This is a genomic window from Martinezella sp. CNPSo 3732, from assembly GCF_057784515.1.
Genome location: NZ_JBXSOO010000003.1, coordinates 54,531 through 80,197, shown reverse-complemented (window position 1 = coordinate 80,197; position 25,667 = coordinate 54,531). Strand labels below are relative to the sequence as shown.

The 25,667-nt window shown below is 58.2% G+C and carries 24 protein-coding genes; 5 read left to right on the top strand and 19 right to left on the bottom strand.

The features are described 5' to 3' along the window. Positions 1-28: 28 nt before the first annotated feature. Together AC13RM_RS09040 and AC13RM_RS09035 are read right to left on the bottom strand one after the other, a co-directional pair. Positions 29-1,015: an ABC transporter permease gene (locus tag AC13RM_RS09040; RefSeq protein WP_488554850.1), complete on the bottom strand. Its 987-nt coding sequence runs from the start codon at positions 1,013-1,015 to the stop codon at positions 29-31. 72 nt (positions 1,016-1,087) lie between these two features. Further along, the gene (locus AC13RM_RS09035) at positions 1,088-2,614 is read right to left on the bottom strand and encodes a sugar ABC transporter ATP-binding protein (protein ID WP_488554849.1); all 1,527 of its coding nucleotides are present in this window, start codon (positions 2,612-2,614) and stop codon (positions 1,088-1,090) included. 113 nt (positions 2,615-2,727) lie between these two features. Here AC13RM_RS09035 and AC13RM_RS09030 point away from each other — a divergent pair, with 113 nt between their 5' ends. Beyond that, a complete protein-coding gene (locus AC13RM_RS09030; protein ID WP_374817481.1) occupies positions 2,728-3,690 on the top strand; it encodes an L-threonylcarbamoyladenylate synthase in 963 nt (320 codons plus the stop codon). Positions 3,691-3,728: 38 nt separating this feature from the next. On the opposite strand, the gene AC13RM_RS09025 is transcribed toward AC13RM_RS09030, so the two are convergent. Continuing rightward, positions 3,729-4,709 carry an aldo/keto reductase gene (locus AC13RM_RS09025; protein ID WP_374817479.1) on the bottom strand — a complete coding sequence of 327 codons (981 nt, stop codon included), beginning with the start codon at positions 4,707-4,709 and terminating at the stop codon, positions 3,729-3,731. Between the two features lie 236 nt (positions 4,710-4,945). On the opposite strand from AC13RM_RS09025, the gene AC13RM_RS09020 reads away from it, so the two are divergent. The 3 genes from AC13RM_RS09020 to AC13RM_RS09010 all read left to right on the top strand — a co-directional run bounded on the left by AC13RM_RS09020 (position 4,946) and on the right by AC13RM_RS09010 (position 7,902). After that, complete coding sequence (locus AC13RM_RS09020) at positions 4,946-5,980, top strand: class 1 fructose-bisphosphatase (protein WP_374817477.1); 1,035 nt, start codon at positions 4,946-4,948, stop codon at positions 5,978-5,980. A gap of 1 nt (position 5,981) precedes the next feature. Then, positions 5,982-7,040: a class II fructose-bisphosphate aldolase gene (fba, locus tag AC13RM_RS09015; protein WP_374817475.1), complete on the top strand. Its 1,059-nt coding sequence runs from the start codon at positions 5,982-5,984 to the stop codon at positions 7,038-7,040. A gap of 202 nt (positions 7,041-7,242) precedes the next feature. Then, positions 7,243-7,902, top strand: coding sequence for an HAD-IA family hydrolase (locus AC13RM_RS09010; RefSeq protein ID WP_488554848.1), 660 nt, complete (start codon positions 7,243-7,245; stop codon positions 7,900-7,902). A gap of 17 nt (positions 7,903-7,919) precedes the next feature. On the opposite strand, the gene AC13RM_RS09005 is transcribed toward AC13RM_RS09010, so the two are convergent. The 16 genes from AC13RM_RS09005 to AC13RM_RS08930 all read right to left on the bottom strand — a co-directional run bounded on the left by AC13RM_RS09005 (position 7,920) and on the right by AC13RM_RS08930 (position 23,748). Further along, positions 7,920-9,191 (bottom strand): DUF3422 domain-containing protein, encoded by a 1,272-nt coding sequence (locus tag AC13RM_RS09005; RefSeq protein ID WP_374817471.1) that lies wholly within the window; start codon positions 9,189-9,191, stop codon positions 7,920-7,922. Positions 9,192-9,290: 99 nt separating this feature from the next. Continuing rightward, positions 9,291-9,536, bottom strand: a complete 246-nt coding sequence (locus tag AC13RM_RS09000) for an NAD-dependent epimerase/dehydratase family protein (protein ID WP_374817469.1) — start codon at positions 9,534-9,536, stop codon at positions 9,291-9,293. A 24-nt stretch (positions 9,537-9,560) separates the two neighbouring features. Beyond that, the gene (locus tag AC13RM_RS08995) at positions 9,561-10,259 is read right to left on the bottom strand and encodes a dihydrofolate reductase family protein (RefSeq protein ID WP_374817467.1); all 699 of its coding nucleotides are present in this window, start codon (positions 10,257-10,259) and stop codon (positions 9,561-9,563) included. A gap of 400 nt (positions 10,260-10,659) precedes the next feature. Beyond that, positions 10,660-11,379, bottom strand: a complete 720-nt coding sequence (locus AC13RM_RS08990; RefSeq protein ID WP_374817465.1) for a haloacid dehalogenase type II — start codon at positions 11,377-11,379, stop codon at positions 10,660-10,662. Positions 11,380-11,433: 54 nt separating this feature from the next. Next, positions 11,434-12,747, bottom strand: coding sequence for an MFS transporter (locus AC13RM_RS08985; protein WP_374817463.1), 1,314 nt, complete (start codon positions 12,745-12,747; stop codon positions 11,434-11,436). Positions 12,748-12,819: 72 nt separating this feature from the next. Continuing rightward, a complete protein-coding gene (otnC, locus tag AC13RM_RS08980; RefSeq protein ID WP_374817461.1) occupies positions 12,820-13,461 on the bottom strand; it encodes a 3-oxo-tetronate 4-phosphate decarboxylase in 642 nt (213 codons plus the stop codon). After that, complete coding sequence (otnK, locus tag AC13RM_RS08975; protein ID WP_374817459.1) at positions 13,461-14,720, bottom strand: 3-oxo-tetronate kinase; 1,260 nt, start codon at positions 14,718-14,720, stop codon at positions 13,461-13,463. The genes otnC and otnK overlap by 1 nt, the downstream gene beginning before the upstream one ends. Before the next feature lie 5 nt (positions 14,721-14,725). Then, the gene (locus tag AC13RM_RS08970; protein ID WP_374817457.1) at positions 14,726-16,204 is read right to left on the bottom strand and encodes an aldehyde dehydrogenase; all 1,479 of its coding nucleotides are present in this window, start codon (positions 16,202-16,204) and stop codon (positions 14,726-14,728) included. Between the two features lie 14 nt (positions 16,205-16,218). Continuing rightward, the gene (locus tag AC13RM_RS08965) at positions 16,219-16,929 is read right to left on the bottom strand and encodes a haloacid dehalogenase type II (protein WP_374817455.1); all 711 of its coding nucleotides are present in this window, start codon (positions 16,927-16,929) and stop codon (positions 16,219-16,221) included. A gap of 11 nt (positions 16,930-16,940) precedes the next feature. Next, a complete protein-coding gene (locus tag AC13RM_RS08960; RefSeq protein ID WP_374817453.1) occupies positions 16,941-17,255 on the bottom strand; it encodes a putative quinol monooxygenase in 315 nt (104 codons plus the stop codon). Beyond that, on the bottom strand, positions 17,252-18,367 hold the full coding sequence (locus AC13RM_RS08955; protein WP_374817451.1) for an isocitrate/isopropylmalate dehydrogenase family protein: 1,116 nt from the start codon (positions 18,365-18,367) through the stop codon (positions 17,252-17,254). Before AC13RM_RS08955 ends, AC13RM_RS08960 begins: the two co-directional genes overlap by 4 nt. A 16-nt stretch (positions 18,368-18,383) precedes the next feature. Beyond that, positions 18,384-19,094, bottom strand: a complete 711-nt coding sequence (locus AC13RM_RS08950) for a GntR family transcriptional regulator (RefSeq protein WP_374817449.1) — start codon at positions 19,092-19,094, stop codon at positions 18,384-18,386. Positions 19,095-19,119: 25 nt separating this feature from the next. Then, positions 19,120-19,980 (bottom strand): NAD-dependent epimerase/dehydratase family protein, encoded by an 861-nt coding sequence (locus tag AC13RM_RS08945; RefSeq protein WP_374817447.1) that lies wholly within the window; start codon positions 19,978-19,980, stop codon positions 19,120-19,122. 28 nt (positions 19,981-20,008) lie between these two features. Next, positions 20,009-20,989, bottom strand: coding sequence for an ABC transporter permease (locus tag AC13RM_RS08940; protein ID WP_374817445.1), 981 nt, complete (start codon positions 20,987-20,989; stop codon positions 20,009-20,011). After that, positions 20,979-22,562 (bottom strand): sugar ABC transporter ATP-binding protein, encoded by a 1,584-nt coding sequence (locus AC13RM_RS08935; protein ID WP_488554847.1) that lies wholly within the window; start codon positions 22,560-22,562, stop codon positions 20,979-20,981. Before AC13RM_RS08935 ends, AC13RM_RS08940 begins: the two co-directional genes overlap by 11 nt. A gap of 55 nt (positions 22,563-22,617) precedes the next feature. Next, complete coding sequence (locus AC13RM_RS08930) at positions 22,618-23,748, bottom strand: substrate-binding domain-containing protein (protein WP_374817441.1); 1,131 nt, start codon at positions 23,746-23,748, stop codon at positions 22,618-22,620. A gap of 410 nt (positions 23,749-24,158) precedes the next feature. On the opposite strand from AC13RM_RS08930, the gene AC13RM_RS08925 reads away from it, so the two are divergent. Continuing rightward, on the top strand, positions 24,159-25,661 hold the full coding sequence (locus AC13RM_RS08925; RefSeq protein WP_374817439.1) for an aminoacyl-histidine dipeptidase: 1,503 nt from the start codon (positions 24,159-24,161) through the stop codon (positions 25,659-25,661). Positions 25,662-25,667 lie beyond the last annotated feature (6 nt).

Sequence of the window (25,667 nt, the reverse complement as noted above, 5' to 3'; positions counted from 1 at the left end):
CCTCCACAAAATAGGACAGTAATTTCAGTTAGTTCTTCCTGATCTGATCTGCGATAACAGCTATGATGATGATGCCTCCCTTGAGTAGCTGCTGGTAGTAGGACGACACGCCCATGAGGTCCATTCCGTTGTTGATGGTGCCTATGATGAGCGCGCCGAAGAGGGTGCCAACGAGTGATCCGCGGCCGCCCGACAGGCTGGTGCCGCCGATGACGACTGCTGCGATGGCGTCGAGTTCGTAGCCAATTCCGGCTTGGGGCAGGGCGGCGGTTGTGCGAGCGGCCAACACCAGCCCGCCAAGGCCCGCCAATAGCCCGGAGATCACGTAGGTCGCTGCGATAATGGTGCGTGTTGAGATACCGCTCGTCCGAGCAGCCTTCTCGTTGCCGCCGACTGCGTAGACATATCGTCCGAAGGTCGTCCTCGTGAGCGTGATCCAACCGATGATGAACACCGCGAAGAAGATGATCACTGGAAGGGGCAGGCCGAGGATGTTACCGCTACCGATCGAACGAAACGCTGCCGAAAGGTTAGCGGTAGGGCGACCGTCCGAATAGATTAGCGTCAGCCCCCGGGCCATGCTCAACATGCCGAGCGTGGTGACGAAGGGTGGCACGTTGATCCGAGCGATAATCACGCCGTTGGCAAGACCCATCAGAGCACCGGTTACAAGCGCGACGGCGACAGCGATACCGACGAAATGTTCGTTTCCCGTAGTCACGAAGCTCGCGGCTAACATTCCCGCCAGCGCCATGATCGATCCCACCGATAAATCGATGCCTTTGGTCAGAATGACGAAGGTGACGCCGATAGCGAGAATGCCATTGATGCTGGATTGGCGCAGAAGGTTGAGCCAGTTGCCCCACGTCAAGAAGTACTCGTTCAAGAACGTGAAGAGCACGCAGATAAAGACGAACACCAAGATGATGCTGGATTGCTTCACAAGCTCCTGGGTTCTGCGGCTCCGGCTCTCGCCTTGTGATGACCCGGTCAGGGTATTTGTAAGGTTGTTCATTTTCTGAATCCTGATTTGCCGCTCGTCGCTGCCTGCCTCGGCTTTTGGCAACGCAGGGGGAGCGCTTAGCTGTTAGCTAGCGAGTTCCATAAGGGTCTGCTGGCTCGTTGCATGCCCATCGACCACATCGACCATTTTGCCCGCCTTGAAGATGGCAATCCGGTCGCTGACCTGCAGAATTTCGGGGGCCTCCGACGACACCACGAGCACGCCATGCCCCTTGGTCGCAAAATCCCTCAGGAACGCGTAGATTTCCTGCTTAGAGCCCTCGTCGATGCCGCGCGTGGGTTCGTCGCAGATCAAGAGTCTCGGGTTGGTGGTCAGGCATCGAGCAAATACGACCTTCTGCTGATTGCCACCGCTGAGCGTGTCTACGTGTCTCTCCGGCGAGCTTGTTTTGATCCGTTGCACACGGATCATTTCAGAGACGACTTCGCTCTCTTTCCGCTTCTGCACGAAACCGCTGACCGCCATCAGAGAGAGCGCGGACAGAGTGATGTTGTGCGCAATGGAGGACGACAACACCAAGCCACTATCCTTGCGATCTTCGGAGACCATCGACATGCCCATCTTAATGGATTCACGCGGACTTCCCCTGGGTACGGGCTGCCCGCCCAGAATGACCTCGCCGGAGCTGGGCTTTTCCATCCCGTAGACCGCTTCCAGAAATTCAGTCCGTCCTGAGCCAAGGAGGCCATAGATTCCGACAACCTCTCCAGCCGCGACGGAAAGCGATATGTCGTTGAAGGTCTTGCCCTTCGAGAGGTTGCGGACCTCCAGCAAAATGGGAGCGCCGTCACCGGGCCGCTCCTTCTCCACGAATTTGACCTCGCGCCCGACGATCTGGGTGACGAGTTCTTGCCTGGTAATCCCGTTCATTGGACCAGTCGCAACGAATGCACCGTCGCGGAACACGCTGTACTCGTCGGCGATTTCGAAGATTTCCGACAGCTTGTGCGAGACGTAGATGATACCCGCACCGCGTGCCTTCAGGCGGCGGATAGCGTCGAACAGGATGTGGGCTTCGTGCTCGCCAATGGCGGAGGTAGGCTCGTCCATGATGACGATGTCAGCGTCGTAGCTCAGCGCCTTGGCAATCTCGACGAGCTGCGTCTGTGCCAAACTAAGCGATGCCATCCGGGCATTGGCTCGGACAGGGAATCCGATGCCATCGAGCAAGTCCTGAGCCTTGCGCTCAAGCGCCGCAAAATTGATGAAAGTCGCGAACCGTTTTGGTTCTCGTCCGAGGTAGATGTTCTCGGCGACTGTCATCTCAGGAACCGGGGACAGCTCCTGCGTAATGATCGCGATCCCTTTCGAGAGGGCCTCGTTTGCAGATCGAAAATCTACCGTCTCTCCCTTGACCTTGATCGAGCCACTGTCACGGCGAAGAAGGCCCATCACGATATTCAGGAATGTGGACTTACCAGCGCCGTTGCCGCCGCAGAGTGCGTGCACAGTGCCTGGCTTGAGGCTGAGAAAACCCTCTCTCAAAGCAGCCACGCCGTTGAACGACTTCGCAACATGCTCTGCCAGGAGCAGTTCGTTGAACGCGGAAGACGCGGTGGCGGACTGGGGTTTTGCAGCGTTGTTTTCCATAACTCCTCCGAGCGAGCTCCCTTCGCTTGAGGTAATAGGTATAAGGTCATACCTCCTTTGACAAGAGATTTTTTTTTGATTACCCAACCGCCAGTTTTTGAAAGGAAAATGCCATGAAATTGAGCGTTAAGGGAAACAGGGACGAGGCGATCGCAGCCGCTTGCGCGGCCCTCGACAGTGGTGAAGTTATCGGCATCCCGACTGAAACCGTCTATGGTCTGGCCGCCGACGCGACGAACGAACGCGCAGTCCAGCGCATTTTCTCTGTCAAGCGGCGGCCGTCCTTCAACCCATTGATCTGTCACTGTTCGGACATCGAGATGGCCGAGCAGTTCGCCTATTTCGACCCTGTGAGCCGGCACTTGGCGGAAGTGTGCTGGCCGGGGCCATTAACCCTGGTCGTCCCAGTGAGACCTAGCGGTGGGCTACCGTCGATAACGACGGCGGGACTTGATACGGTTGCCATCAGGATGCCGTCGGGATTTTCGCGCGACTTGATCAAAGCCTACGGAAAGCCGCTTGCTGCTCCCAGTGCAAACATCTCAGGAAAAGTCAGCGCGACCTCTGCGGACCATGTGGTCGCTGACCTCGGGGCCGCAGTGCGTCTCGTGCTCGACGATGGTCCGACTCCCGTCGGCGTAGAGTCTACAATTCTCAAGGTCGATGGCGGGGAAGTGCGTTTGTTGCGGTCCGGCGGGCTGACTGTTGAACACATTAATGCAACCACAGGAATTGAGGTCTTGGCGAAAGTCCAGAATGAGAAGATGGTCGCGCCGGGCATGATGGAGTCTCACTACGCTCCAAACGCCGCCGTTCGACTCAACGCCATGGATGCCAGTGCGGGGGAGGCGATCCTGACCTTCGGGCCGACGCTAGGCCGCTATGAACTGGCGGCTGCTATCTTTCATTTGAGCGTGGCAGGTGATTTAGAAGAAGCCGCGAGAAACCTCTACGCTATGCTGAAGGCGGCCGACGAAATCGCGCCCAACGGTATCGCCGTCGCGCCGATCCCTGAGGTTGGGATGGGTGTCGCTATAAATGATAGACTGAGTCGCGCGGCGGCACCGCGTCTCTGAACCTCGAAAGTGGCGTGGTTGCCCACGCCACACTATCTTCAATTTAGGCCAACGACGTCGTGTGCGACGTACGGTGCTTCGAGGCGGCGGATCTCCTCAGCCGTTAGCGTGACATCAAGCGCCGCCACCGCGTCTTCAAGATGCCCGGGCTTAGTCGCTCCAATGATCGGGCAAGTGACGCCATCTTTCTGGAGAACCCATGCCAACGCGATCTGGGCTCGAGGTAGGTTGCGTTCGGAAGCGATCTTGGCAACCTCGTCAATGACGTTGCGGTCGGCAACCGCGGCCTTCTCGTAGAAGCGACCGGTCACATTATCCGTCTCAGAGCGCTTGCTCTGCGATCCGGCGTCTTTTGTGAGCATCCCGCGCGCCAACGGACTAAACGTCATCACACCGATCCCTTCGGCCCGGCATAGCGGGAGCATCTCGCGTTCCTCTTCCCGGTAGATCAGGTTTAGGTGTGCCTGCATCGAGGAGAATGCAGCCCAGCCGTTGTGTTTGGATATTTGGATCGCGGTGGCGAACTGCCAGGCGTAGGCATTGCTTGTGCCGATGTAGCGGACCTTTCCCGCCCGCACGACATCGTTCAACGCTTCAAGGGTCTCCTCGATCGGAGTGTCATTATCCCAGAAATGGGTCTGATACAGATCGATGTAATCGGTACCAAGACGGCGAAGACTGCTATCCACCTCCGACAGGATCGCCTTGCGCGACAGACCCATACCGTTTGCGCTGCCGTTCATGCGGCCATAGACCTTGGTCGCAAGCACGACCTCGTCGCGAATGGCAAATTCCTTCAGAAGCTTTCCTACGATTTCCTCACTGGTGCCGTCCGAATAGGCGTTAGCCGTATCGAGGAACGTTATGCCAGCCTCTAGCGCCTGTCGAAAAAGTGGCCTGGACTGCTCTTCGTTGAGCGTCCAGAGATGATTCCCGCGCTCCGGTACGCCATAGCTCATGCACCCGAGCGCCAGTCTGGAAACTTTTAGACCGGTCTTGCCAAGACGAACATATTCCATGTATCTCTCTCCCTAAGGTATGATGTATGATCTAATCCTTATCAAATTATGTTTCCGTCGCAAAGTCAAAAGGGGTGATCTGGTTTATAACAATATCACATGCTTTTTTGTGATTTTGACTTTTCATTTTGTGATTTATGGCGACTATGGCAAATCGCGCCGGGAAATTTTCGGTGCGTAAGGACGGCGTGACGCGACCGTCATCGCTGTCGCACTTTGGCAAGGAGGTCCCCGCAATGACTGAATATCTCTTCAAGCTGAAGACTGACGCACTTGATCACCGGCGGTCGAGCGTGACTGCATACCTTCGCGATTGGAAAGCGTCGGATGCGCAGCGCTGGCAGATTGCTGCCTTGATCGAGGCGATCACTCGAGGTGCTCAGGCGCTTGCGGTTCGCATCGCTCGGGGAGCCGTGCCCGGTGATCTCAGCGCCTTGAGTGGCGTGAACTCCGACGGCGACAATCAAAAGGCTCTGGACGTCGCATCGCACGATCTATTCGTCAGCCTATTGCTCAAGGCCGGAGCGACAAGCGTCCTTTCGGAAGAGGCCGATTTGCCCGTGAGGAGCGGGCGGGACGAGGGGTATGCCGTTGCAATCGATCCACTTGACGGTTCCGGCAACGTTGGACTTGGCGCTCCACTAGGTACCTTTTTCTCGATTATCCCCCAGGCTCCAGGTGTCGACCCTTTCACCCTTCGGGGAAACGACATCGTCGCAGCGGGCTATGTTTCCTACGGGAACTCACTCGACATGGCCTTCAGCGTTGGAAACGGTCTGGTGCTCGCCACGTTCGATCCCGTGGATACGCAGTTCGTCATTCTTGACGAGAGCGCAAAGGTGAAGCCGGATACCGCAGAGCTTGCATTCAATGCCTCAGTTCGAAGGTACACGGAGGCAGGTGTTTCAGCCTATTTGGCGGACTGCATGGCCGGCGCTGAAGGTCCGCGCGGCAAGAACTTCAACATGAGGTGGGTAGGGGCAGCGGTGGGCGAGTTGCAGCGGATCGTCCACCGCGGCGGCATTTTCCTCTACGTCGGCGATGATCGGCCCGGATACTCCAGCGGGCGGCTTCGCCATTTATATGAGGCCAATCCGATCGCGTTCATTCTGCAGCAAGCGGGTGGAGCAGCGACCGATGGTGCGCAGCCAATCCTCAGCAAGGCGGTCGCGAGTTACCACGCCCGTACCCCATTAGTTTTCGGATCAATCAATGAGGTCAACAAGCTCTCCCAATACATCCTCGAAAACCGCTCGCGCAAGGAAATCTAAGATGGCAAAAATTACGCTTCGCCAATTGCTGGATCATGCAGCCGAGTACAGCTACGGGGTGCCGGCCTTCAACATCAACAACATGGAGCAGGCGCTCGCGATCGTGGAGGCTGCCGCTGTGACATCTTCTCCGGTCATCCTTCAAGCCTCGCGAGGCGCTCGTGTCTACGCCAACGACATCATGCTGCGCCACATGATGGAAGCCGTCGTGGAAATCCATCCAACGATACCGATCTGCGTCCACCTCGATCATGGCAATGAGCCGGGTACGTGCCTGACGGCGATACAGGCGGGCTTCACTTCAGTCATGATGGACGGCTCGTTGGAAGCTGATGGCAAGACGGCAGCGAATTGGGATTACAACGTCGCGGTCACAAGGCAAGTCACCGAAACGGCTCATCTTTGCGGCGTCTCCGTTGAAGGAGAGCTAGGCATCCTCGGGTCCCTTGAAACCGGAATGGGTGAGGCTGAAGATGGCCATGGTGCTGAGGGTGAGCTGTCGCACGACCAACTTCTCACGGACCCTGACGACGCCTTCAGATTTGTCCAGGAGACAAAGATCGACGCACTTGCTGTTGCTATGGGGACCAGCCACGGCGCATACAAGTTTTCTCGGAAGCCGGACGGCGACGTCCTTGCGATGGATGTCATCGAGGCAATCCACCGCAAGCTTCCGAACACCCATCTTGTTATGCATGGATCGTCTTCGGTGCCGCAAGAACTTCAGGAGATCATCAATGAGTTTGGCGGCGAGATAGAGCCTACGTGGGGCGTTCCCCTCGAGGAAATCCAGCGTGGCATCCGTAGTGGCGTTCGTAAAATCAATATTGATACAGACTGTCGTATGGCGATGACTGGACAAATACGGAGAGTTTTGACCCAGAACCCAGCGGAATTCGATCCCCGGAAGTACCTGAAGCCCGCAATGGAAGCCATGACAAAGCTTTGCAAAGAGCGGTTCGAGGCCTTCGGTTCCGCAGGCCATGCCGAAAGGATTCGGCCTCTCTCTCTGGCGAACATGAGGGCACGCTATTTGTCCGGTGCGCTTAGTCCCAAATGATTGGGGCCTCGATCGGTTTGGCATAAGACGCTTGAATGCGATGTGAGCTACCGCTCGAGACGGAAAAGAGACCGAGATGAAGCGAGAAGACTTCGACTGGCGAGATCATCGAGATCGATAGCTCGCTTCTCGACAAGGGGATTTATGATCTCTTGCTTCCGGAACACCCGCGGGCTTCCCGCCATTTTGAACCTAAAAACGGATGACGATGTTAAACGCAAACTCCCTCGAAGCCAAAACCTTTGGTGCTTTCCTATTCGACATGGATGGAACCATTCTTGATTCCAGTGCTGCCTCGGAGCGAGTTTGGGGCGGGTGGGCGAAGGAGAACGGTATTCCAACTCCGCCGTACCACGGCCGACGTGTCCAGGACACGATGGCCGACCTCACGAACAAAGGCATTGATCCGCTGCGTGCTGCCGCCGAGATCGAGATCCGAGAACTCGAAGACCTGGAAGGTGTCGTCGCCATCCCAGGTGCTGGCGAATTCCTGTCATCGTTGCCGCCGGAGAGATGGGCTGTCGTCACCTCTGCACCCCGTGCGTTGGCTTTGCGCCGCATCTGCGCGGCGGGGCTGCCTATCCCGCACAATCTTATAGTGGCAGAGGACGTCACCAAAGGTAAGCCATCGCCCGATCCATTTTTGGCGGGCGCGCGACTGCTTGCGTTCGCGCCGTCGCGATGCCTTGTGTTCGAAGATGCTGATGCTGGCATCTGCTCTGGTGAGGCCGCTGGATGCTCTGTCCTCGTAATTACGGAAACGAAGACCGCGACGTTGCTCGACAGACCCAGCATCACCAACTACCACGGCATCAGTGCTGTTTCAGTGGAGGAAGGCTTAGCCGTACAGGTTCTCGGCTAGGCCCGCAAAAGCCCTCATCAGGCTTCGCTCTTCAGCGCATGTTTAACCCGCAGAACGGTCATGCAGACGGTCCCAATCACGATCGGGATCGATACGAGCATGATAAGCGGGCTGACCTGTAAGCCAGTATGGTCGAGCGTTTCGAATGTGACCTTCAGCATCCCCAGCAGGTAGTAGCTGATCGCGATGATCGAGAAGCCCTCTACCGCTCGCTGGATTTTGACCTGCGTGGCGGCTCGGTCCGCCATCGCCTGTATCTGGACCGCGTTTTGATACTCGATCTCGACTTGGATCCGGGTTTGGAGCAGATTGATGAGATGCACCGTTGCGCTGGACAATTGCTCCAGACGCAACGCTGTCGCCTCGCAGGTCCTGACCGCCGGACGAAAGCGTCGCACGACGAAGGTGCCAAATCGTTGAAAACCGGTGACATGGGTTTCCCTCAGCAGTGCGATACGCTCCTCGACAATCTTCGAGTAAGCCGATGTCGCTCCAAAGCGGTTTCTCGTCTCGGCAGTCGCCGAGATGATCTCCGACGATAGGGCCGTGATCTCGTCTAGGAGTTGCTTGTGCTCGGTCACAGGCGTCGCAAGGTTTCTGGTCGTCAGGCGGACGAGCTTACCGTCGAAGCCAGCGAGCATTGGCGCAAGCCTGCGTGCTTCCGGCAACCCCAGAAGCGCCATCGCTCTGTAAGTCTCGATTTCCAGCAAGCGGCGAACCATGCGACCCAGCCGATGCGCGTTGAGGTCCTTATTGAACAGCAGTATGCGGCTCGACAAATCGGACCTCACACGGAAATCCGAACACACCAGAGCTGAACCGCCCCCGATCGTAGAAGCCGCTGCGTCACCAAAGCCGTACGCAGCGAGATGGGGTCCTAGTTCAACTGGAGCCTCATCGGCCACTACCAATCCAATCCGACAGACGAGTTGAGCAGTATCCAAGCCAGCAAGCTGTGCCAGCTGGTCTTCGCCGAGATCGGAGCTAGGCCAAGCAGAAGGTTCGCTCTCAAGCTTCCTGAGTCTTGTGACGGTGACGAACTCAGTATGGCGCTCTAAGCGAATGGAAACGTCTCCGTCCGCCCAGACGCTGTCGTGAAAGCCATCGATGGGTCGGCCATGCCCCTGAAGCGGCATGAACGCGGCATGCTCAACGAACGCGGGACCCTCGAAATAGATCGAAGGCCTCGCATGGAGCTCGGCATTGAAGTCCGTGTCTGATTTAGAGTTTTTGGGCAACGGGTCAAAGCTAGCACCCGGACTGCTATGTATATGTTCGCTCTTGCCCATGCGCGCCCTCCTTGCTGCGTCGACGGTTAAATGATCGCCGTCAATGGGTTCGGTTCAATGCGCCCTTCGATCGAAGCTTCTCAAACCGAGACATGTCAGTCACTTCGTTGCACCCGGGATAGCCGAAACATGCACGATAGCATCCTGGCCCAAATGTGCGGAGTCGATGCCCAGCACCGATTCCAGCACCTGACCGAAATCGGTCCCATCAATCTTGCTGAACTTGCATTTCGGATTCGCCGGCGCGACCGCGTCGACTGCGAAAACCTGGTGATCTTCCTCGATCAACCTGTCGATGGTGGCACGACCGACCTTCCCGGTGCTGCCAGTGACCATGATCTTCATAAAATAACTCCCAGTTTCATTGCCTTATTTGAGGACTTTGTAACGGATGTGCAGGCTGCCAAGCCCGGCTTTATCCACCGAGATTAGTTCGAGCGCGCCGACGTCGGCGAGACCATCGCTTCCTCCCTCGAAGATCGCGGGTGTATTGCTCTTTCCGCCGATGCCAGGGAAGAGGACCAAACTGATCTCGTCGACAAGGCCTGCCTTGAGGAACTCGCCGTTCGTGCGTGCGCCGCCTTCGAGCATTAGGCGCTTGATCCCGAAACGAGTAGCTAGGGTTTTCATCGTTTGAGATAGGTCGATTTTGGGTCCGCTGGAAACGACGTACGAGACGCCGACGCCCGCCAAACGGGATAGGTGTTCATCTGACACCTGGGGTCCAAGGATGACGATAAGGTGCGCGCCGTCTATGTCTCCGGCAGCCCACCGGAGCTGGCCATCCTTGTCGATGATCACCGCGAAGCTCGTGGCCGAGGGATTTGCGACATGCACCGAACGTTTCGGCGTTGCGGATGCCTCGGTTACAGACGCGAAACTGGCGGAGGCGAACTCTTCGCCAGTCTTCCGTCCCGACAACCAAGCGTCCGCACCGATGCCGTCGTGGACCGCATCATACACTTCCACCAGTTCGTCGAGCGAGTGCCCTGTTGCCTTTGCCCAATCGGACACGATCAACCGACCATCGAGCGGAGCCATCATGTGGCAGATTACATATGGTTTCACGAACACTCCTGAGCTGGGACCTGATCCAAGCGTTGCAATATAGGCCGGAAACGCTGGCAGTGAGCGTGAGCCCAATTTCACGGGACGATGAGGAAATCTCGCGATATCGGGCTGAGCGTGGAGAAATGCAGCGACTCAAAAGATCGGCCAAAAGGCAGGCCAGAATGTCACTCGTTGTCTCGCCTAGCTTTTGTTATACATAGGGAAATCATGAACTCCAAAACGGCCATCCAAGCGGCCAGAAGACAGCCAGGGCTTTCTCCAGAGGCCTGATCATCGACGTCAGCCATGGTCCAGAAAAGTTCCCTTTGCGCACGCTCATAGCCCATCATCTGCACTTGGTCTGCGATCAACATATGCTGAGAGCCAGCGGCTTGGATCAATTCAGCCGCCGCGGGATTTAGCAACCAAGCTGATCGGCCAAGTCCTTGAGGTCCTCGGCAACGACATCCCATTTCTTCTCGGCTGTCAGGTCAGTGGTCTGGTTCTCGCCATGCTCGGTGCGACGGAAGACAAAGAACGTCTTCATCCCACAGTCCGAAGCGGCTTCAAGATCGTCGTTGTGCGCAGCTACCATGGCCGTCTCGCCGATTTTGAGACCGGCGACTTCCGCAGACCGGAAATACACTTCCGGGCGCGGTTTGTAGTTCTGGGCGATTTCGGAGCCGAGAATGGCGTCCCATCTGAGATCGGCGTACTTCGCCAGCCACATCATGCCGGCGATATGCCCATTGGAAATTGTCGTTACAGCGTATTTTTTCTTGAGGCGGGCGATGGCGTCTACCGAGTCCGGCCACGGATCAAGACGTTCCCAGGCCCGATTGAATTCCTTGAGGCTCTCGGGCGTGAAGCGATCAACATCCAGCCCGTGGTAGGCGAGGGTAAGCTTGAGATTCTCGAGGTTCAGGACGCTGAGCGGAACCCACGCGCGTGCGCCTGAACGGATTTTTTCCATCGACGGCTGGTATAGCGACCGCCAGTCGGTCGCGAACTGATGCGGATCAACAGAGATGCCTTCCAGTTTGAAAAAGGCCTGGGCGTGCCGCGCAACGCTCCCTCTCCAATCGACGACGGTTCCGAACACGTCGAAACCTAGAAGCTTAACGTCGCCAGTATCCATAATAGCGTTTCCCATGTTTGATTCCGGGCCTTCAGCAGGCCCGGCCGTTGATTGTCAAACGAGCTTTGGCTTGACGAAAAAGACCGCCACCAATGCGGTAGCCGACCACACCGCGGCGACGAAGTAGATGCCAGCATCGGTCGTTCCGGTTGTATTGGTGAGGTAACCGATGATGAACGGAGCCACGAAGCCGGCCGTCAATCCGATACTGTTCACGAAGGCAATACCCGAAGCCGCGGCCTTGCCCTTCAGGATAGAGGTTGGCAGGGTCCAGAAAACGGGAAGGGACGCCATCACACCACTGATCGCCATGCTGAGGCCGACGATGACCATGACGAGGTTTGCCTTGAACGCCGTCGCGACGATAAAGCCGGCGATGCCGAGCATGCAGCTGCCAAACAGGTGCCAACGACGCTCGCCAACCTTGTCTGAATGGCGATTGACGACCAGCATGACCGCGATGGCCGCCGCATAAGGTATCGCGGACAGGATGCCGAGGTGAACCGTGTCGGTGACGCCAGCGTTGCGGATCAGAGAGGGCAGGTAGAAGAACACACCCGTCTGGGACAGCACGATACCGAACAGGATGCCGCTCAGGATGAGCACGCCCTTGTCGGAGAAGATCGCGGTGAACTTTATGTCATGCTTCTTCAAGTCCTCGGCATTGAGGTTAGCGCGCAGGGTCGTCTTTTCGGTCGCGGACAACCAGCCAGCGTCTTCGATGCTGTTGGTGAGCCATTTGAAGACTACGAAAGCTAGCAGAACTGCCGGAAGGCCTTCGAGCAGGAACATCCATTGCCATCCCGACATGCCGAACGCGCCATGGGTGCCGGCGATGATGAAGGCCGAGATCGGTGCGCCGAGGACACCAGCAAACGGTGCCGCAAGGTAAAGCAGCGACGTGATACCGGCGCGGCGATGCGACGGATACCAGTTGAGTAGATAGAAGATGACACCCGGGAATAGCCCGGCCTCACCAACGCCCAGCAAGATGCGAAGGACGTAGAACGAGCTCTCCGAAAAAACGAAGAGCATCGCCATCGAGATGCAGCCCCATGTGAACAGGATGCGGGCGAGCCAGCGACGAGCACCGAAACGATGCAGCATCAGATTGCTCGGCACTTCGGCGAGCGCATAGCCGATGAAGAAAAGACCTGCGCCAAGACCGTAGACCGCTTCGCTGAAATTCAATTCAGCATTCATCGGGATCTTGGCGAAACTGATGTTTATGCGGTCGAGATACGAGATCGTGTAGCAGGCAAGCAGGATAGGCAGAAGCCTGAGGGTTACTTTTTTGTAGAGCGAATCCTCGGCGTCCTCCGCTACGCCTGGGATACCCGACATGGCGGGATTGTCTGATCGTTCCATTATGTTCTCCTCCTAGAGTACATAGTATCCGGCGGCGCGCCTTGGTCGCCGGAAACGAGCGCCTCATGCGCCCTATCGGTTAGCCACGGCGGCCTTTTGTTCGCTGGTTAGGGGTCGAATTCGGTGGTTCTGAAGCAGCAGAAACAGTTTCGCTGTTTCTTCAAGTTCCTCGGTCGCGTACTGGGCATCGCGCAGAGATTTGCCCGCAACGACCGGTCCGTGGTTGGCCATCAAGACGGCGTGATGATTGGATGCCGCCGCTCCCACGGCGGTCGCCAGGTTCTCGTCTCCCGGCGGGAAGTATGGGACCAACGGAAGCGTTCCCACGCGCATAACGTAGTAAGCCGTCAGCGGTGGCAGGACATCTTTCTCGTCCACGTTTTCGAGGATGCTAGCCGCGACTGAGTACGTGGAATGCAGATGGACCACTGCGTTCCGACCCGAACCGCCGCAGTACATGCATTTGTGGAGGAAAGCCTCTTTCGTCGGTTTGTCGCCGCCGATGTGAACGCCTTCGGCCGAAAACAGCGAGATGCGCTCTGGATCGAGCTCGCCCAGGCACGCGTTCGTTGGCGTCATGAGGAGCCGACCATCCGTCATGCGGACGCTGATATTGCCTGACGACCCTGGTGTGAGGCCGCGGTCGAACAGGGACTTCCCAACACTTACGATTTCATCCCGCATCTTCGCTTCTTCGGAGATCACAGCCGACATCACAGCTTCTCCCAGGCATCCAGGAAGAACCGCGAATTGCCGAAGTTGCCGGACTTGAGTGCGAGGGCGAGGGACCCGGTCTTGTGATCGGTGCGAACCCACGGCACGCCGGGGGCAATTTCGCGGCCGATCTTGAGGCCTTTGACATCCAGCGCCTTCACCACCGCTCCCGAGGTCTCGCCGCCAGCGACGATCAGCTCGGAAACACCATTCTCAACCAGGGCCAACGTGATTGCAGAGAGAGCGTCTTCAACCAGAGTTCCGGCGGCTTCGACACCCAGCTTTTCCTGGTTGGCCTTGACCTCTTCCGGATTGGCCGTCGCGTAGATGAGGATCGGCTTGCGGCCGAGCCTTGCTTTCGCCCAGCGCACCGCTTCTCCGACAACATCCTTGCCCGACGCCAGATCGTCGACGTCGATCCGGTAACCCTCGTGGTCGCGAAGCATCGTCTCGACCTGTCCGTTTGTTGCAACGGAGCAACTACCGGAGATGACCGCCCTCAATCCCGGGCGTCTCACCTCGGAAACATCCTGATCGTTTGCCACGCCACCGCCGAGAGCCGTGACCAGCCCGTAGGCCAGACCGGACGCGCCAGTGAACAGAGGGAGGCCCTGGAAAGCCTTAGCGATCTTCACAAGGTCATCGTTGCCGAGTGCGTCCGTGACGGCAATGGCGATACCCTCGGCCTTGGCAGCCCGGGCCCATTCCGTGATCGCCGACGCGCCACGCTGCACGGTTTCATGATAGCAACCGGAAACGTTCAGTTTCGTCTGCTCCGCAAGCACCCGAATGAGGTTCGAATCTTTCATGGGTGTCAGCGGATGGTTCCGCATCCCGGATTCGTTAAGGGGGACGTCACCAACAAACAGGTTTCCCTTGTAGATCGTGCGGCCGTTCGCCGGGAAAGCCGGGCAAGCGATCGTGAAATCGCTATCCAGTTCAGACAGGAAAGCCTCGGTCACCGGACCGATGTTGCCGCGGTGCGTGCTGTCGAACGTCGAGCAGTACTTGAAGTAATATTTCTGTGCGTGGCGCTGACGAAGCCAGCGCAACGCGTTGAGGGACTCTTCGACTGCGAGCGACGGATGGATCGTCCGCGTCTTGAGGGCGATTACGATCGCCTCGGCGTCCACCTGTGCGTCATCGGCAGGCACGCCGATGAGCACGGTGGTCTTGAGCCCGCCTCGTGCGAAAATGTTCGCGACGTCCGTTGCGCCGGTGAAATCATCGGCGACGCAACCAATCAGAAGTGGAGCCATTGATTTCACCTCATGATGAAGGGGTTGGCGACGCTCTCGGCCGTGGAGATCATCACGCTCTTGGTCTGCATGTAGTTCTGGATGGACGCCATCCCGTTTTCGCGACCGATACCCGAGTCCTTGTAGCCACCGAGCGGTGACATGTAGCTGATCGTGCGGTAGGTGTTCACCCACACCGTTCCGGCCTGGATCGCCGACGAGACCTTGAGGATACGGCGCATGTCCTGGGTCCAGAAACCTGCGGCGAGACCGTAGTTGGTGTCGTTGGCTATGTGGATTGCTTCCTCGTCGCTGTCGAAAGGAATGACCGCGAGAACAGGACCAAAGACCTCTTCCTGGGCAATGCGCATTTCGTTGCGGACGCCCGAGAAGATTGTCGGTTCGACGAACCAGCCGTTGGACAGCTCGGGATTGTTCGGTCGGCCACCGCCGAGAAGGCATTCAGCGCCTTCGTTCTTTGCGATGTCAATGTAGCCGAGAATTTTCTCGAGTTGGGGAGGGGTTGTCACCGGGCCAACCTGCGTCGCGGTCGACATCGGGTCGCCCATGCGCGCGGTCTTGGCCAAGGCGACGACCTTTTCCAGGAACTGGTCGTGGATTTTGCGCTCCACGAGCAGACGCGATCCTGCGATGCAGGTCTGACCGGTTGCCGCGAAGATGCCCGAGATGACGCCGTTTACCGCGTTGTCGATCTCCGCGTCAGCGAAGACGATATGCGGGCTCTTGCCGCCGAGCTCCAGCGTGACCTTCTTGAAGTTGCGGGCGGCGAGTTCGCCGATCTTGCGACCCGTTCCTTCGCTACCTGTGAAGGCGATCTTGCTGACGTACTTGTGCGACGTGAGCGTTTCGCCGACGTCTGCGCCGAAACCAGTAACGACGTTGAAGACGCCCGTCGGGAAGCCGGCTTTCTCGACGAGCTTGGCGAATTCCAGCGTAGAGGCCGAGGTGAACTCGGACGGCTTTGCAACGAACGTGTTGCCCGCGGCAAGCGCCGGAGCGAGCTTGTAGGCGAGGAGCAGGAGTGGGGAGTTCCACGGGGTGATGCCGACACAGACGCCGAGCGGCTCGTTCCGGGTGAAGTTGAATGTGTCCGGCTTGTCGATCGGAATGACCGCCCCTTCGATCTTGTCGGCCAGGCCGCCGAAGTAATAATACCACTGCGGGATGTACTTGAGCTGGAACAGCATCTCGTTGATGAGCTTGCCGTTGTCCTTCACCTCGGTGTTCGCGAGATGCTCGGCGTTTTCGGCAACAAGGTCGCCAAGGCGGCGTAAGAGATGGCCGCGGTCGCTTGCCGTCAGCTTGGGCCAGGGGCCGCTGGTGAAGGCCTTGTGCGCGGCAAGGATCGCGCGCTCCGCATCGTCCTTGCTTCCCTTGGGAATCTGAGCCCAGACGTCGCCAGTAAACGGGTTGCGGGTCTCGAAGGTCTCTCCGCTGACGGCGTCTTCCCATTTGCCGTCGATGAACATCTTGTATGTCTGCATGGTCTTTCTCTCTTTCAGCAGCCGAGCTGGGTGGCCAGGTCTTCAAGATCGTCGGCGACGAACTCCCAGTCCTGTTCGGCGTGGAGGTCCGCGGTCTGTCCGGGGCCATATTCGGTGGGGCGAGCGATAAAGGCGGTCCTAAGGCCGAGATTGCGGGCGGCCGCGAGGTCATAGTTATGCGCGGCGCACATCATGATTTCGCTTGGCTCGAGATATAGGAGCTTGCAGACGCCGAGATATGTCCCTGGGTCTGGCTTGTAGTGCTGGAATAGCTCGCACGAGAACACGTTGTCCCAGGGGAGGTCAGCGTGCTTGGCCATGTTGACCAGGATCGCGACGTTCGCGTTGGAGAGCGGTCCGATGATGAACTTGGTCTTGAGACGGTGAAGTCCCTTTGACGCATCCGGCCAGCCCTGCAGGCGGTGCCAGACCTTGTTGATGTGCATCATCTTGTCGTGTCCGAGCTCCTGAATGCCCATCTCGGCGAAAACCGATTTCAGGGAATCGAAATGGAGCTCGTCCAGATTCGTCCATGGCAATTCGCCATTACGAACACGGGCCTTCTGTGGGTTGTAGCGGTCGCGCCACTTGTCGACGATCTCAGCCCAGTCGACCTCGAGGCCTTCGGTTTTGCCCCAAGCGCCGAGATCGTTGATAATCGAGCCGCGCCAATCAACGACGGTACCGAACGTATCGAAGACGATCGCTTTGATTTCGTTTGCCATCGTAACTCCCTTCAAGCCTGTCCTGCGAGATCGAAGGTCTGGACGCGCTTATCGGCGACCCAAGGAGTCGTGAGCTGGTTGAAGCTCAGGAAATGCTCCGTCTTGAGGTGATAATCGAAGTCAGCCTTGGTATCGTACACCTCGTAAAGGTGGATGTGCTTGGGGTTTGCAGGGGCAACGCAAACGTCGAAAACCGTGCAACCGGGCTCGTCGCTTACCGAGGCGGCCGCGTTGGCGATCATCGCAGATCGAAACTTCTCGACATGTTCGTCCTTGATGACAAAGTCGACGACGACCACGAAGCGCTTAGTCTGTGCCGAGCTCATGCGACCTCCTTCTGGACCGCGCCGAGCGAGCTGATGACACTGCGCGTCATCTCTGCGCAGTTTGCCTTGCCGCCATATTCCATCGGAACAGCCAGACTTGTGGAAAGGGTATATTCAACTGCTGCTTCGATGAGATGGGCTGCTTCGGCAAGTTTCGGTTCGCCGTGGCGAACGGCCATCCAGTCGAGCATCATCGCTCCGGACAGAAACATCGCGCTCGGGTTCGCGATGCCCTTGCCGGCAATGTCCGGTGCGGTGCCATGAGCGGGCTGAAAGAGGCCGTGATTTTCGCCGATATCGGCGGAAGGAGCCATGCCCATGCCGCCGATCAGGCCTGCGGCCAGGTCCGACAGAATGTCGCCGAACATGTTTTCTGTGACGAGAACGTCGAGCGTCCATGGCTTCTTGACCATGTTGAGTGCGAGGGCGTCGACGTAGGCGTAATCGCGGTTCATCGCCGGATATCGATCGGCCACCTCGTCGAAAACCTTCCGGAAGAATGCCATGGAAGCGAACACGTTCGCCTTGTCGACACAGGTTACGGTGCCCGGCTTGCCGCGGCGCTTGCGCTCTGCGGCGAGATGGAAGGCGAACTCGGTGACGCGTTCGGTGCCAGCGCGCGTGATCTGCATGGTATCGTATGCCTCCTCGTCATTGCGGATTTCACCGCGGCCGCGGGCGTAGAAGAGACCCTCGGTCTGCTCGCGGATCAGTACGAAGTCGATGGCTTCGGCGCGCGGGTCGGAGAGGACCTTGGGAAGGCCGGGGAACCAACGGATCGGGCGAACACCCGCAAACAGGCCGAATTCCATGCGCAGGTCGAGCTGCGGAATGATCTCCGTGCCGTCAGGGAAACGGATGTCGGGCCAACCCATCGCGCCGAACAGGATGGCGTCAGCGGCCCGGCAGGCTTCGAGCGCGGAGGCGGGCAGAGCTTCGCCAGTCTCGGCGTAATGCTGTGCGCCTGCCTGGTGCGTATCGAACGACACCGAAGGAGCGCCTGCGAGCTTGACGGCGGCGTCGATGACTTCGAGGCAGGCCGGCATGACTTCGCGACCGATACCGTCTCCCGGCAGGACTGCGACCTTAAAGCTATTCTTGAGCGATGACATGTTTGATACCTGTTTTCTAAAGGTGATTGAGGCCTAGACGTTCGAGAAGAGCGAGCAATTCGATGCCCGCGCGCTCCCTGTGCGCCCGATGAATATTGCGTGCTTTTTCGCGGTGGCCTGCCCGGATCGCCTGAACCAGCTCGGCATGCTCGCGAGTGGAGTTGACCGGCTTGGGGCGCATCTTGAGGGTCAGCATCCGGACGCGATGCGCCCGATCGATGAAGTTCAGGACCACCGACTTGAGCATCTGATTGCCACCCAGCTCTAGCAACTGTTCGTGGAACCGAGCGTCCGCCCTGGCCCAGCTTTCAAGGTCGTCTTCCGCCAGCGCGCTGTCCATATCGGCGGTGGCTTTCTCCAGCCCGCAGATTTGCTCCTCTGGCAGATAGCGGGACGCAGCCAGCTCGGCGGCAGTGCTCTCGAGCGAAGTCAGGATATCGTAGATTTCCTTCATGTCTGACATCGAAACGGGTAGGACCCGCATGCCATGACGCGGGACAACCGCAACGAACCCGTCTTGCTGCAGACGCATCAGCGCCTCCCTTACTGGCGTCCGGCTCATGCCGAGCTGCAAAGCGACATCCTGCTCCGTCGCTTGGTAGCCGGGGGGCCACTTGTTATCCAGGATGAGCTGCCGAAGACGCAGGTGCGCCGTCGCGGTCATTGTCTTCGCGAACGACTCCTCCTTTATCTCTGTGGCGTGTTCAGTCGGTTTCGTAGCGGCCATTTACCTATCCCCAGCTTCCCCTCCCTTAGGAGCGTGCGTATTTCCGCCAACTGTGTTCCGGCTGGTAACCGAGAACGCGCTTGGCCTTGTCGATCGAAAGCAGCGTTTCGTTCTTCCCCACCTGCTTCTTGAACGGGACGCCGGGGTACCACTTGGCAACGAGTTCTTTGTTGGGGGTGGTCATGACCCCGTCCTCGTTCGCGATGATGAAGACTTCCGCGCCCTTGCCATTCCATTCGAGCGAGCGGCGGATTGCCTGCGCGCCATCGCGTGCGTCGATGTAGGTCCAGAGGTTGAAGCGACGGCTGCCCGGGTTTTTCTCGAAATCCGGGAAGTCCGCATACTCGCTCTCGTCCATAACGTTCGAGAAGCGCAGGCACACCAGCTTGAGGTTGCTGTCCCAGCGGCAGTACTGCTTGGCCATTTCTTCGCCGAGGTGCTTCGACAGCGAGTACGACGTTTCCGGGCGGGACTCGTATTCCTCGTCGGCAGGGAAGTAGTCAGGCTTGATCTCGTACGGGATGCCGAGGAGGGTTTCGCTCGAAGCCCAGACGATGTTCTTGATGCCGAGAAGCCGGCAGGACTCGAAGACGTTGAACGTCGAGATCGTGTTCACACGGAAAACTTCCGCAGGTGCGACACGGCCCGGCATTGGGATGGCGGCGAGATGCACAACGGCCTCGGTCTTCCGGTTGTGGTCCCAGTCGAAACCGCCAATAGCTTCGACGGTCGCACGCATGTCTTCGAAATCTACCTTGATGAAAGGGCAGAGGCTTTCGTGCGGAGCAACGGTGTCTGCATTGATGACGTCGTGGCCCGTTTCGATCAGATGCTTGATTGTGGCTCGACCGAGTTTGCCACTGCCACCAGTTACCAGAACTCTCATTGTCTAATACCTCCTAAAATGCTTCTTGTTAGCGGCTGCGACCGAGCGCGACCGCGAGGATGATGAGCAGACCGCGGGCGATCAGCTGCTGGCTGTAGTCAAGGCCGCCGAGGATCAAGCCGTTGTTGATGACGCCGATCAAAAGCGCTCCGACGATCGATCCGACAACGGTGCCGCGGCCGCCGAAGAGGCTTGTGCCGCCGAGGACAACCGCCGCGATGACCGACAGTTCGTCGCCTTCACCGAGCTGGAAGCGACCGGACTGCAGACGGCCCGCGTAGAGCATTCCGGCGATCGACGCCGCGACACCCGTCAGAAGCAGGACCTGGAACTTGATCTTCCGGACGTTGATGCCGCTGTAACGGGCTGCCACCGCATTGCCGCCGGCCGACATGACCTTCCGACCGAAAGGTGTCTTGCGCAAAGCCAAGTGGGCGATGGTTCCGAGTATTGCGACCCAGACCACGAGGACAGGGATGGGACCGATGTTGCCGGAGCCGAAGACGTAGACGAAGGTGTCGTCGACAATCGGAACAGGAGCGGTGCCGCTAACCCACATGCCGACGCCGCGCGCAATCCCCATCATTCCGAGAGTTACGAGGAACGACGGGATATTGAGATAGGCGGTGAGGGTGCCGTTGATAGCGCCGACCACAAGGCCAAGAGCCAAGCCTGCGAAGATGCCGGCGGCGAGCCCGTATTGCATAAGCACCAGGCCTGCAACTACCGAAGACAGACCTGCGATCGCGCCAACGGAAAGGTCGATCTCGCCCGCCGAGAGTACGAACGACATTGCCATCGCGACGATAGCAACGATCGCCGTCTGCCGGAGGATGTTCAGCAGATTATTCGAGGAGAGGAATCCACGGTCCTGGAGCAAGATCGCGAAAGCGATGAAGATGACGACGAACCCGATGTAGACAACGTAGTCGCGCCAGTTGCTGTGCCACGGCCTGCGTGGGATTTCTGGTTCAGGTTTTGCGCTCAACGCTTTGACTTCAGTAGACATTTTTGCTTGCCTTCTGTATCGCGACCTGCAGGCCGAGTTCCCTGCGGATTAGCGGAGATTGGGTTTCGTCGCCGGCGCTTTCCGCCCAGCCTTCGATTTCGTCACGCTCGATTTCACGGGCGAGCTTTCCATTGCTCATGACGAGAATGCGGTCGCTCGTGGCCAGGAGCTCGGCGGGTTCAGACGAAATTACGATCACGCATTTGCCGGATGATGCGACGCTGCGAATTAGCTCCACGATCTCGGCTTTCGAACCGATGTCGACGCCAGCGGTCGGTTCGTCGAGAATGACAACGGATGGATCGGTGGCGAGCCACTTGGCGATGACGACTTTCTGCTGGTTGCCACCCGATAGATTGCGAACCTTGTTTTCCGCGTTCGGCGTCTTGATGCGAAGGCGGGAAATGAGTTCGGCATTAAGCGCGCTCTCACGGTTGCGGTCAGTGAAAGGGCCACGCACCATCTGGTCGATCTGTGGGAGTCCCAAGTTGTGACCAACACTATGCTCGACAATGAGACCCTCGTCGTGCCGGCTTTCCGGTACCAGTACGATGCCTGCCTTGATGGCATCGGCTGGCGACCGGAACTCAAGTGGTTTGCCATCGAGGTCGACCGATCCGGCTTTGCGTCGATCGACGCCGAACAGCAGACGGGCGAGTTCGCTCCGTCCTGCACCCATCAGGCCAGCGATCCCGACGATCTCGCCCTTGTGGACATCGAAGCTCACGTGTTCGGGCTTGCCGGATGGTCCCGACAGGTCCCGCACTTTGAGTGCAGGTGTGCCCGAGCGGTCAATGGGGCGAGCCTGATACTGGAATCCGGTAACGCGTTTGCCGACCATGTGCTGGACGATGGAATCCAGTGTGAAATCGGAGGTCTTCCCTGACGTCACATTCTGACCGTCGCGCAGGATCGTGATCTCGTCGGCGATCGTCATGATTTCGGTCATGCGATGCGAGACGTACACCACCGCAGTCGCTGCGGCGGTCAGCCTACGCAGCATTCCGAAAAGTGTGTCTGCTTCCTGCGCGCTGAGCGACGACGTCGGCTCATCGAGGATCAGAACACGTGCCTTCTGATGAATGGCCTTGGCGATTTCCGTCAGCTGGGCCTGACCGGCGCTGAGCTCCGAGACGGGTGTCCGAGGATCGACCCGGAGGTTCAGCTGGCCGATGATGTCGGCGGCCTGGGTGATTTCTCTCCGTTCGTCCAGCAGCAACGACATCCGACGCGGTTCGCGGTTCAGGAATATGTTCTGGGCGACCGACAGCGAGGGGATCAGACTAAGGTCTTGAAAGATCATCTCGATCCCGAGGCGGCGGGCATTTTCCGGAGAGTTCTCCGTCATTCGTTCGCCGAAAACTTCGATCGTTCCTTCGGTGGGGCTCAACACGCCCTGGAGAATTTTCAGGAGTGTGGACTTTCCGGCCCCGTTCTCGCCGACCAGCGCGTGGATCGTACCAGGCTGGATCGTCAGGCTGACACCGCGGAGAGCGTGTATGCCACCAAACGATTTCTTGACGTCGCTCATCCTGACGGCGGCGACAGTATCCGCATGTAGTTGTGTATTCATCATCGTATCCGCCGCTTGTGAAATGGGGAGGGGCAGCGCCACTCCCCTGGCGTCGTTAGTTCATTGCGTCAGTCAAGAGCTTGGGAGCCTGGTCGCCGTTCGACTGAGGCCATGCCTCGAGAAGGTTGTCGCGGGTAACGGCGAGGGCAGGGAGCACAACGTACGGAGGTGCGTCCTTGCCGAGTAGTGCGTACCCGGCCAGGATACCTTCTGCGTAGCCGGCACCATACGGACGCTGGGAACCGGTTCCCTTGACGTAGCCCTTCTTGGCCATGTCGATTGAGATGTTTACGCCGAGGTCGCAGGTCGTAATGACCAGGTCCTTGGAAGCGCCAGCCGCGCGTGCAGCAGAAAGAACGCCTTCGGTCGGAACGTCCCAGACTGCCCAGATGCCGTTGAGGTTCGGATGGGCCGTCAGCATCGCGGAGGCGACGCGTTCGGATTCGCTCGAGAAGTCAGGGCCGCCGACACCCGTTTCCTGGACGACCTTGATATCCGGGTAGTCCTTGATCGCTTCCTTGAAGCCGACGACGCGTTCCTTCGTCGCGAAGAGATCGGATGCGTGCGGAATCAGGCCGATCTCGCCTTTGCCGTTCAGCGCCTTCGCCATCAAGAGAGCGGCGACCTTGCCCATGCCGCGGTTGTCCGACGACACCAGGCTGACATAGTCCTTGCCAGCTTTCATTCCTGCGCCCGTCTGGTCGAGGAAGATGATCTTGATGCCGGCTGCTGCTGCCTTCTTGTAGGCTGCTGCGGTCGCCGACTGCTCGGCGGGAACGGTGATCATGACATCCGGCTTGAGAGCCATGACGCTTTCGATATCTGAAACCTGCTGTTCCGCGCGGTAGCCAGCGTCGGTCGTCGCGACGATCTGAATGCCGAGTTCTTCGAGAGCCTTTTTCTGGCCTGCCATCTGAGCTTTGGCCCAGTCGGAGGCCGTGTAGTGCATGACGATCGCGGCCTTGGCTTTCTTCGCCTTGATCTTCTCGACCTCGTCCGGCGAGAGCTTGAGATCGCTCGCAAGCGTGGCTTTTTCGCCGTTTGGACCCTTTGCCGGATGGCTTTCGATTTCCTTGATCTGCTGATCGACGTCAATCGCAAATGCGCTTGGCGCATACGACGCGCTCATCGCCAACGCGGCGACGATAGCAAGGCTATGAAGTGGCTTGCGTACATTCAACGGCATTGTGGTTCCTCCCAATGTTGCCAGTCGATACGAATGCAATAATGTATACATTAGCGCATTTGTAGATGGAGTCAATTGGGAATTGCAGTGTCAACATTGGCGCCCAGCCAGGTGGTATCGAGCGACGCCAATCGCTCGACCAGCGACCAAGTCTTGACATTTATGAATGCGGTAATGTATGCATTAAATCAAGAAGCCAAGCGCTCAAGTGAAATTATCTCACCTATTTCACTGAATAATGCGTTTGAAATACTTGCTCGAAACGAAGATGGTTCAGGCCGTGGAGGGCGTCTGAGCCTCGATCGCCTTAGAGCGTAAGATGTGAAGCAATACGGTTTTACGCAATTGCCGAGACTATGTTTCGGCGAACAGGAAAGTATTGCGCTGATTTGGAGTAAGAGGAGGACTGAATGAGTGTCCCGGCCGGAAAGACTGTCGATAGACGCGCCAATTCTGTACTAGCAGGCTTGGAGCCTGCAATATTCTTTGGATTTTTTGAAGAACTCAGCGCCATCCCGCGCGGTTCATACAACGAGAAGCAGGTAAGCGATCATATCGCCGATTTCGCTCGCTCTCGTGGATTTGAAGTCTACCAGGACGATATCTACAACCTCCTGATCAAGAAGCCCGGCACGCCCGGATACGAGAACGCGCCGACGCTCATCCTGCACGGACACACCGATATCGTCTGCGAAAGCGACGAAGGTGTTGAGCATGACTTCAAGAACGAAGGCATCAAGCTTCAGGTCATCGGCGACTTCATCCATGGCACGGGCACGACGCTCGGTGCGGACAACACGGTCGGCGTAGCATTCGCGATGTCGCTGTTGGCATCGGACGACATTGCGCATCCGCCGCTGGAAGTCGTGCTGACGGTGCAGGAAGAAGTAGGAAAGGGCGGCGCGCAGTACTTCGAGGGTGCCAAGCTCAGCGGCAAGCGCCTGCTCGACATGAACTGGCATGATCCAAAGTCCCTGTTCGCAGGTTGCGCCGGTGACATTTCGGCGCGCTTCAAAATTCCGCTCAAGTGGGAACCGCGCGCCTCAGGCCAAACCGCTCTTTCGCTGCGCATCTCCGGCCTCAGCAGCGGTCACTCTGAATTCGACATCCACCTCGAGCGCGCCAACGCGATCGTCCAGCTCGGCCGCCTTCTTCGGATCGCGATCCGTGAGGCCAGCGCAAGCGTTGCCGAAGTTAATGGCGGCGTAAACCGTTACGTCATTCCGGGCGAAGCGGAAGCGATCATCTCGGTTGACGCGTCCAAGGTCGCCGATCTCAAGCAGAAGATCGAAGCCGAAGCTGCCGCAATCGCCTTCGAATACAAGACCAGCGACCCGAACCTAAAGGTTGGTCTGACAGTGTCGCCGACGCAGTTCACCGAGGTGTTCTCGGCCCAGGCTGCTCGCGCGTTGGTCGATGCGATGAACCTGCTTCCGAACGGCGTGCAGAGCAAAAGCCTTCAGGTCGAGGGTCTCGTCGAAAGCTCGAATACGGTCGCATTGCTCTCGAATGACCGTAACGAGATCGAGATCGTCAACACGATCCCGAGCGCCGTCAGCTCGCGTCGCTACAACATCGTCGACAAAATCCGGCAACTGTCGGAGCTCATCGGCAACGGGGCGACCGTCGAAACCTTCGCGGATTGCCCGGAATGGCCGTATAACCCTGATTCCCGGATGCTCAATGCCGCCAAGGCCGCATACGAGCGCGAGTTCGGCGAACAGCCGCACGTCGAGGTTTCGCACTCGAGCCTCGAACTCGGTCTCTTCCGAAAGAAGGTTCCGGACATCGACATGCTGTCGATCGGACCGGAAGCGTTCGATGTCCACACCACCCGCGAGCGCCTCAACCACACGACCGTGGATTCAACCTGGCGGCTTCTCAAGTCGCTGCTTTCCGAACTCCGGACCTAAGGTACC

What these genes read in the sequence shown, in the direction of transcription:
- AC13RM_RS08990 (WP_374817465.1), bottom strand. Translation starts at nt 11,379, where the DNA reads ATGGATACTGGCGACGTTAAGCTTCTAGGTTTCGACGTGTTCGGAACC.
- AC13RM_RS09020 (WP_374817477.1), top strand. Translation starts at nt 4,946, where the DNA reads ATGACTGAATATCTCTTCAAGCTGAAGACTGACGCACTTGATCACCGG.
- AC13RM_RS08965 (WP_374817455.1), bottom strand. Translation starts at nt 16,929, where the DNA reads ATGGCAAACGAAATCAAAGCGATCGTCTTCGATACGTTCGGTACCGTC.
- otnC (WP_374817461.1), bottom strand. Translation starts at nt 13,461, where the DNA reads ATGTCGGCTGTGATCTCCGAAGAAGCGAAGATGCGGGATGAAATCGTA.
- AC13RM_RS08960 (WP_374817453.1), bottom strand. Translation starts at nt 17,255, where the DNA reads ATGAGCTCGGCACAGACTAAGCGCTTCGTGGTCGTCGTCGACTTTGTC.
- AC13RM_RS08930 (WP_374817441.1), bottom strand. Translation starts at nt 23,748, where the DNA reads ATGCCGTTGAATGTACGCAAGCCACTTCATAGCCTTGCTATCGTCGCC.
- AC13RM_RS09035 (WP_488554849.1), bottom strand. Translation starts at nt 2,614, where the DNA reads ATGGAAAACAACGCTGCAAAACCCCAGTCCGCCACCGCGTCTTCCGCG.
- otnK (WP_374817459.1), bottom strand. Translation starts at nt 14,720, where the DNA reads ATGGCTCCACTTCTGATTGGTTGCGTCGCCGATGATTTCACCGGCGCA.
- AC13RM_RS09005 (WP_374817471.1), bottom strand. Translation starts at nt 9,191, where the DNA reads ATGGGCAAGAGCGAACATATACATAGCAGTCCGGGTGCTAGCTTTGAC.
- AC13RM_RS09025 (WP_374817479.1), bottom strand. Translation starts at nt 4,709, where the DNA reads ATGGAATATGTTCGTCTTGGCAAGACCGGTCTAAAAGTTTCCAGACTG.
- AC13RM_RS09030 (WP_374817481.1), top strand. Translation starts at nt 2,728, where the DNA reads ATGAAATTGAGCGTTAAGGGAAACAGGGACGAGGCGATCGCAGCCGCT.
- AC13RM_RS09010 (WP_488554848.1), top strand. Translation starts at nt 7,243, where the DNA reads ATGACGATGTTAAACGCAAACTCCCTCGAAGCCAAAACCTTTGGTGCT.
- AC13RM_RS09000 (WP_374817469.1), bottom strand. Translation starts at nt 9,536, where the DNA reads ATGAAGATCATGGTCACTGGCAGCACCGGGAAGGTCGGTCGTGCCACC.
- AC13RM_RS08985 (WP_374817463.1), bottom strand. Translation starts at nt 12,747, where the DNA reads ATGGAACGATCAGACAATCCCGCCATGTCGGGTATCCCAGGCGTAGCG.
- AC13RM_RS08935 (WP_488554847.1), bottom strand. Translation starts at nt 22,562, where the DNA reads ATGAATACACAACTACATGCGGATACTGTCGCCGCCGTCAGGATGAGC.
- AC13RM_RS08950 (WP_374817449.1), bottom strand. Translation starts at nt 19,094, where the DNA reads ATGGCCGCTACGAAACCGACTGAACACGCCACAGAGATAAAGGAGGAG.
- AC13RM_RS08955 (WP_374817451.1), bottom strand. Translation starts at nt 18,367, where the DNA reads ATGTCATCGCTCAAGAATAGCTTTAAGGTCGCAGTCCTGCCGGGAGAC.
- AC13RM_RS09040 (WP_488554850.1), bottom strand. Translation starts at nt 1,015, where the DNA reads ATGAACAACCTTACAAATACCCTGACCGGGTCATCACAAGGCGAGAGC.
- fba (WP_374817475.1), top strand. Translation starts at nt 5,982, where the DNA reads ATGGCAAAAATTACGCTTCGCCAATTGCTGGATCATGCAGCCGAGTAC.
- AC13RM_RS08970 (WP_374817457.1), bottom strand. Translation starts at nt 16,204, where the DNA reads ATGCAGACATACAAGATGTTCATCGACGGCAAATGGGAAGACGCCGTC.
- AC13RM_RS08945 (WP_374817447.1), bottom strand. Translation starts at nt 19,980, where the DNA reads ATGAGAGTTCTGGTAACTGGTGGCAGTGGCAAACTCGGTCGAGCCACA.
- AC13RM_RS08925 (WP_374817439.1), top strand. Translation starts at nt 24,159, where the DNA reads ATGAGTGTCCCGGCCGGAAAGACTGTCGATAGACGCGCCAATTCTGTA.
- AC13RM_RS08940 (WP_374817445.1), bottom strand. Translation starts at nt 20,989, where the DNA reads ATGTCTACTGAAGTCAAAGCGTTGAGCGCAAAACCTGAACCAGAAATC.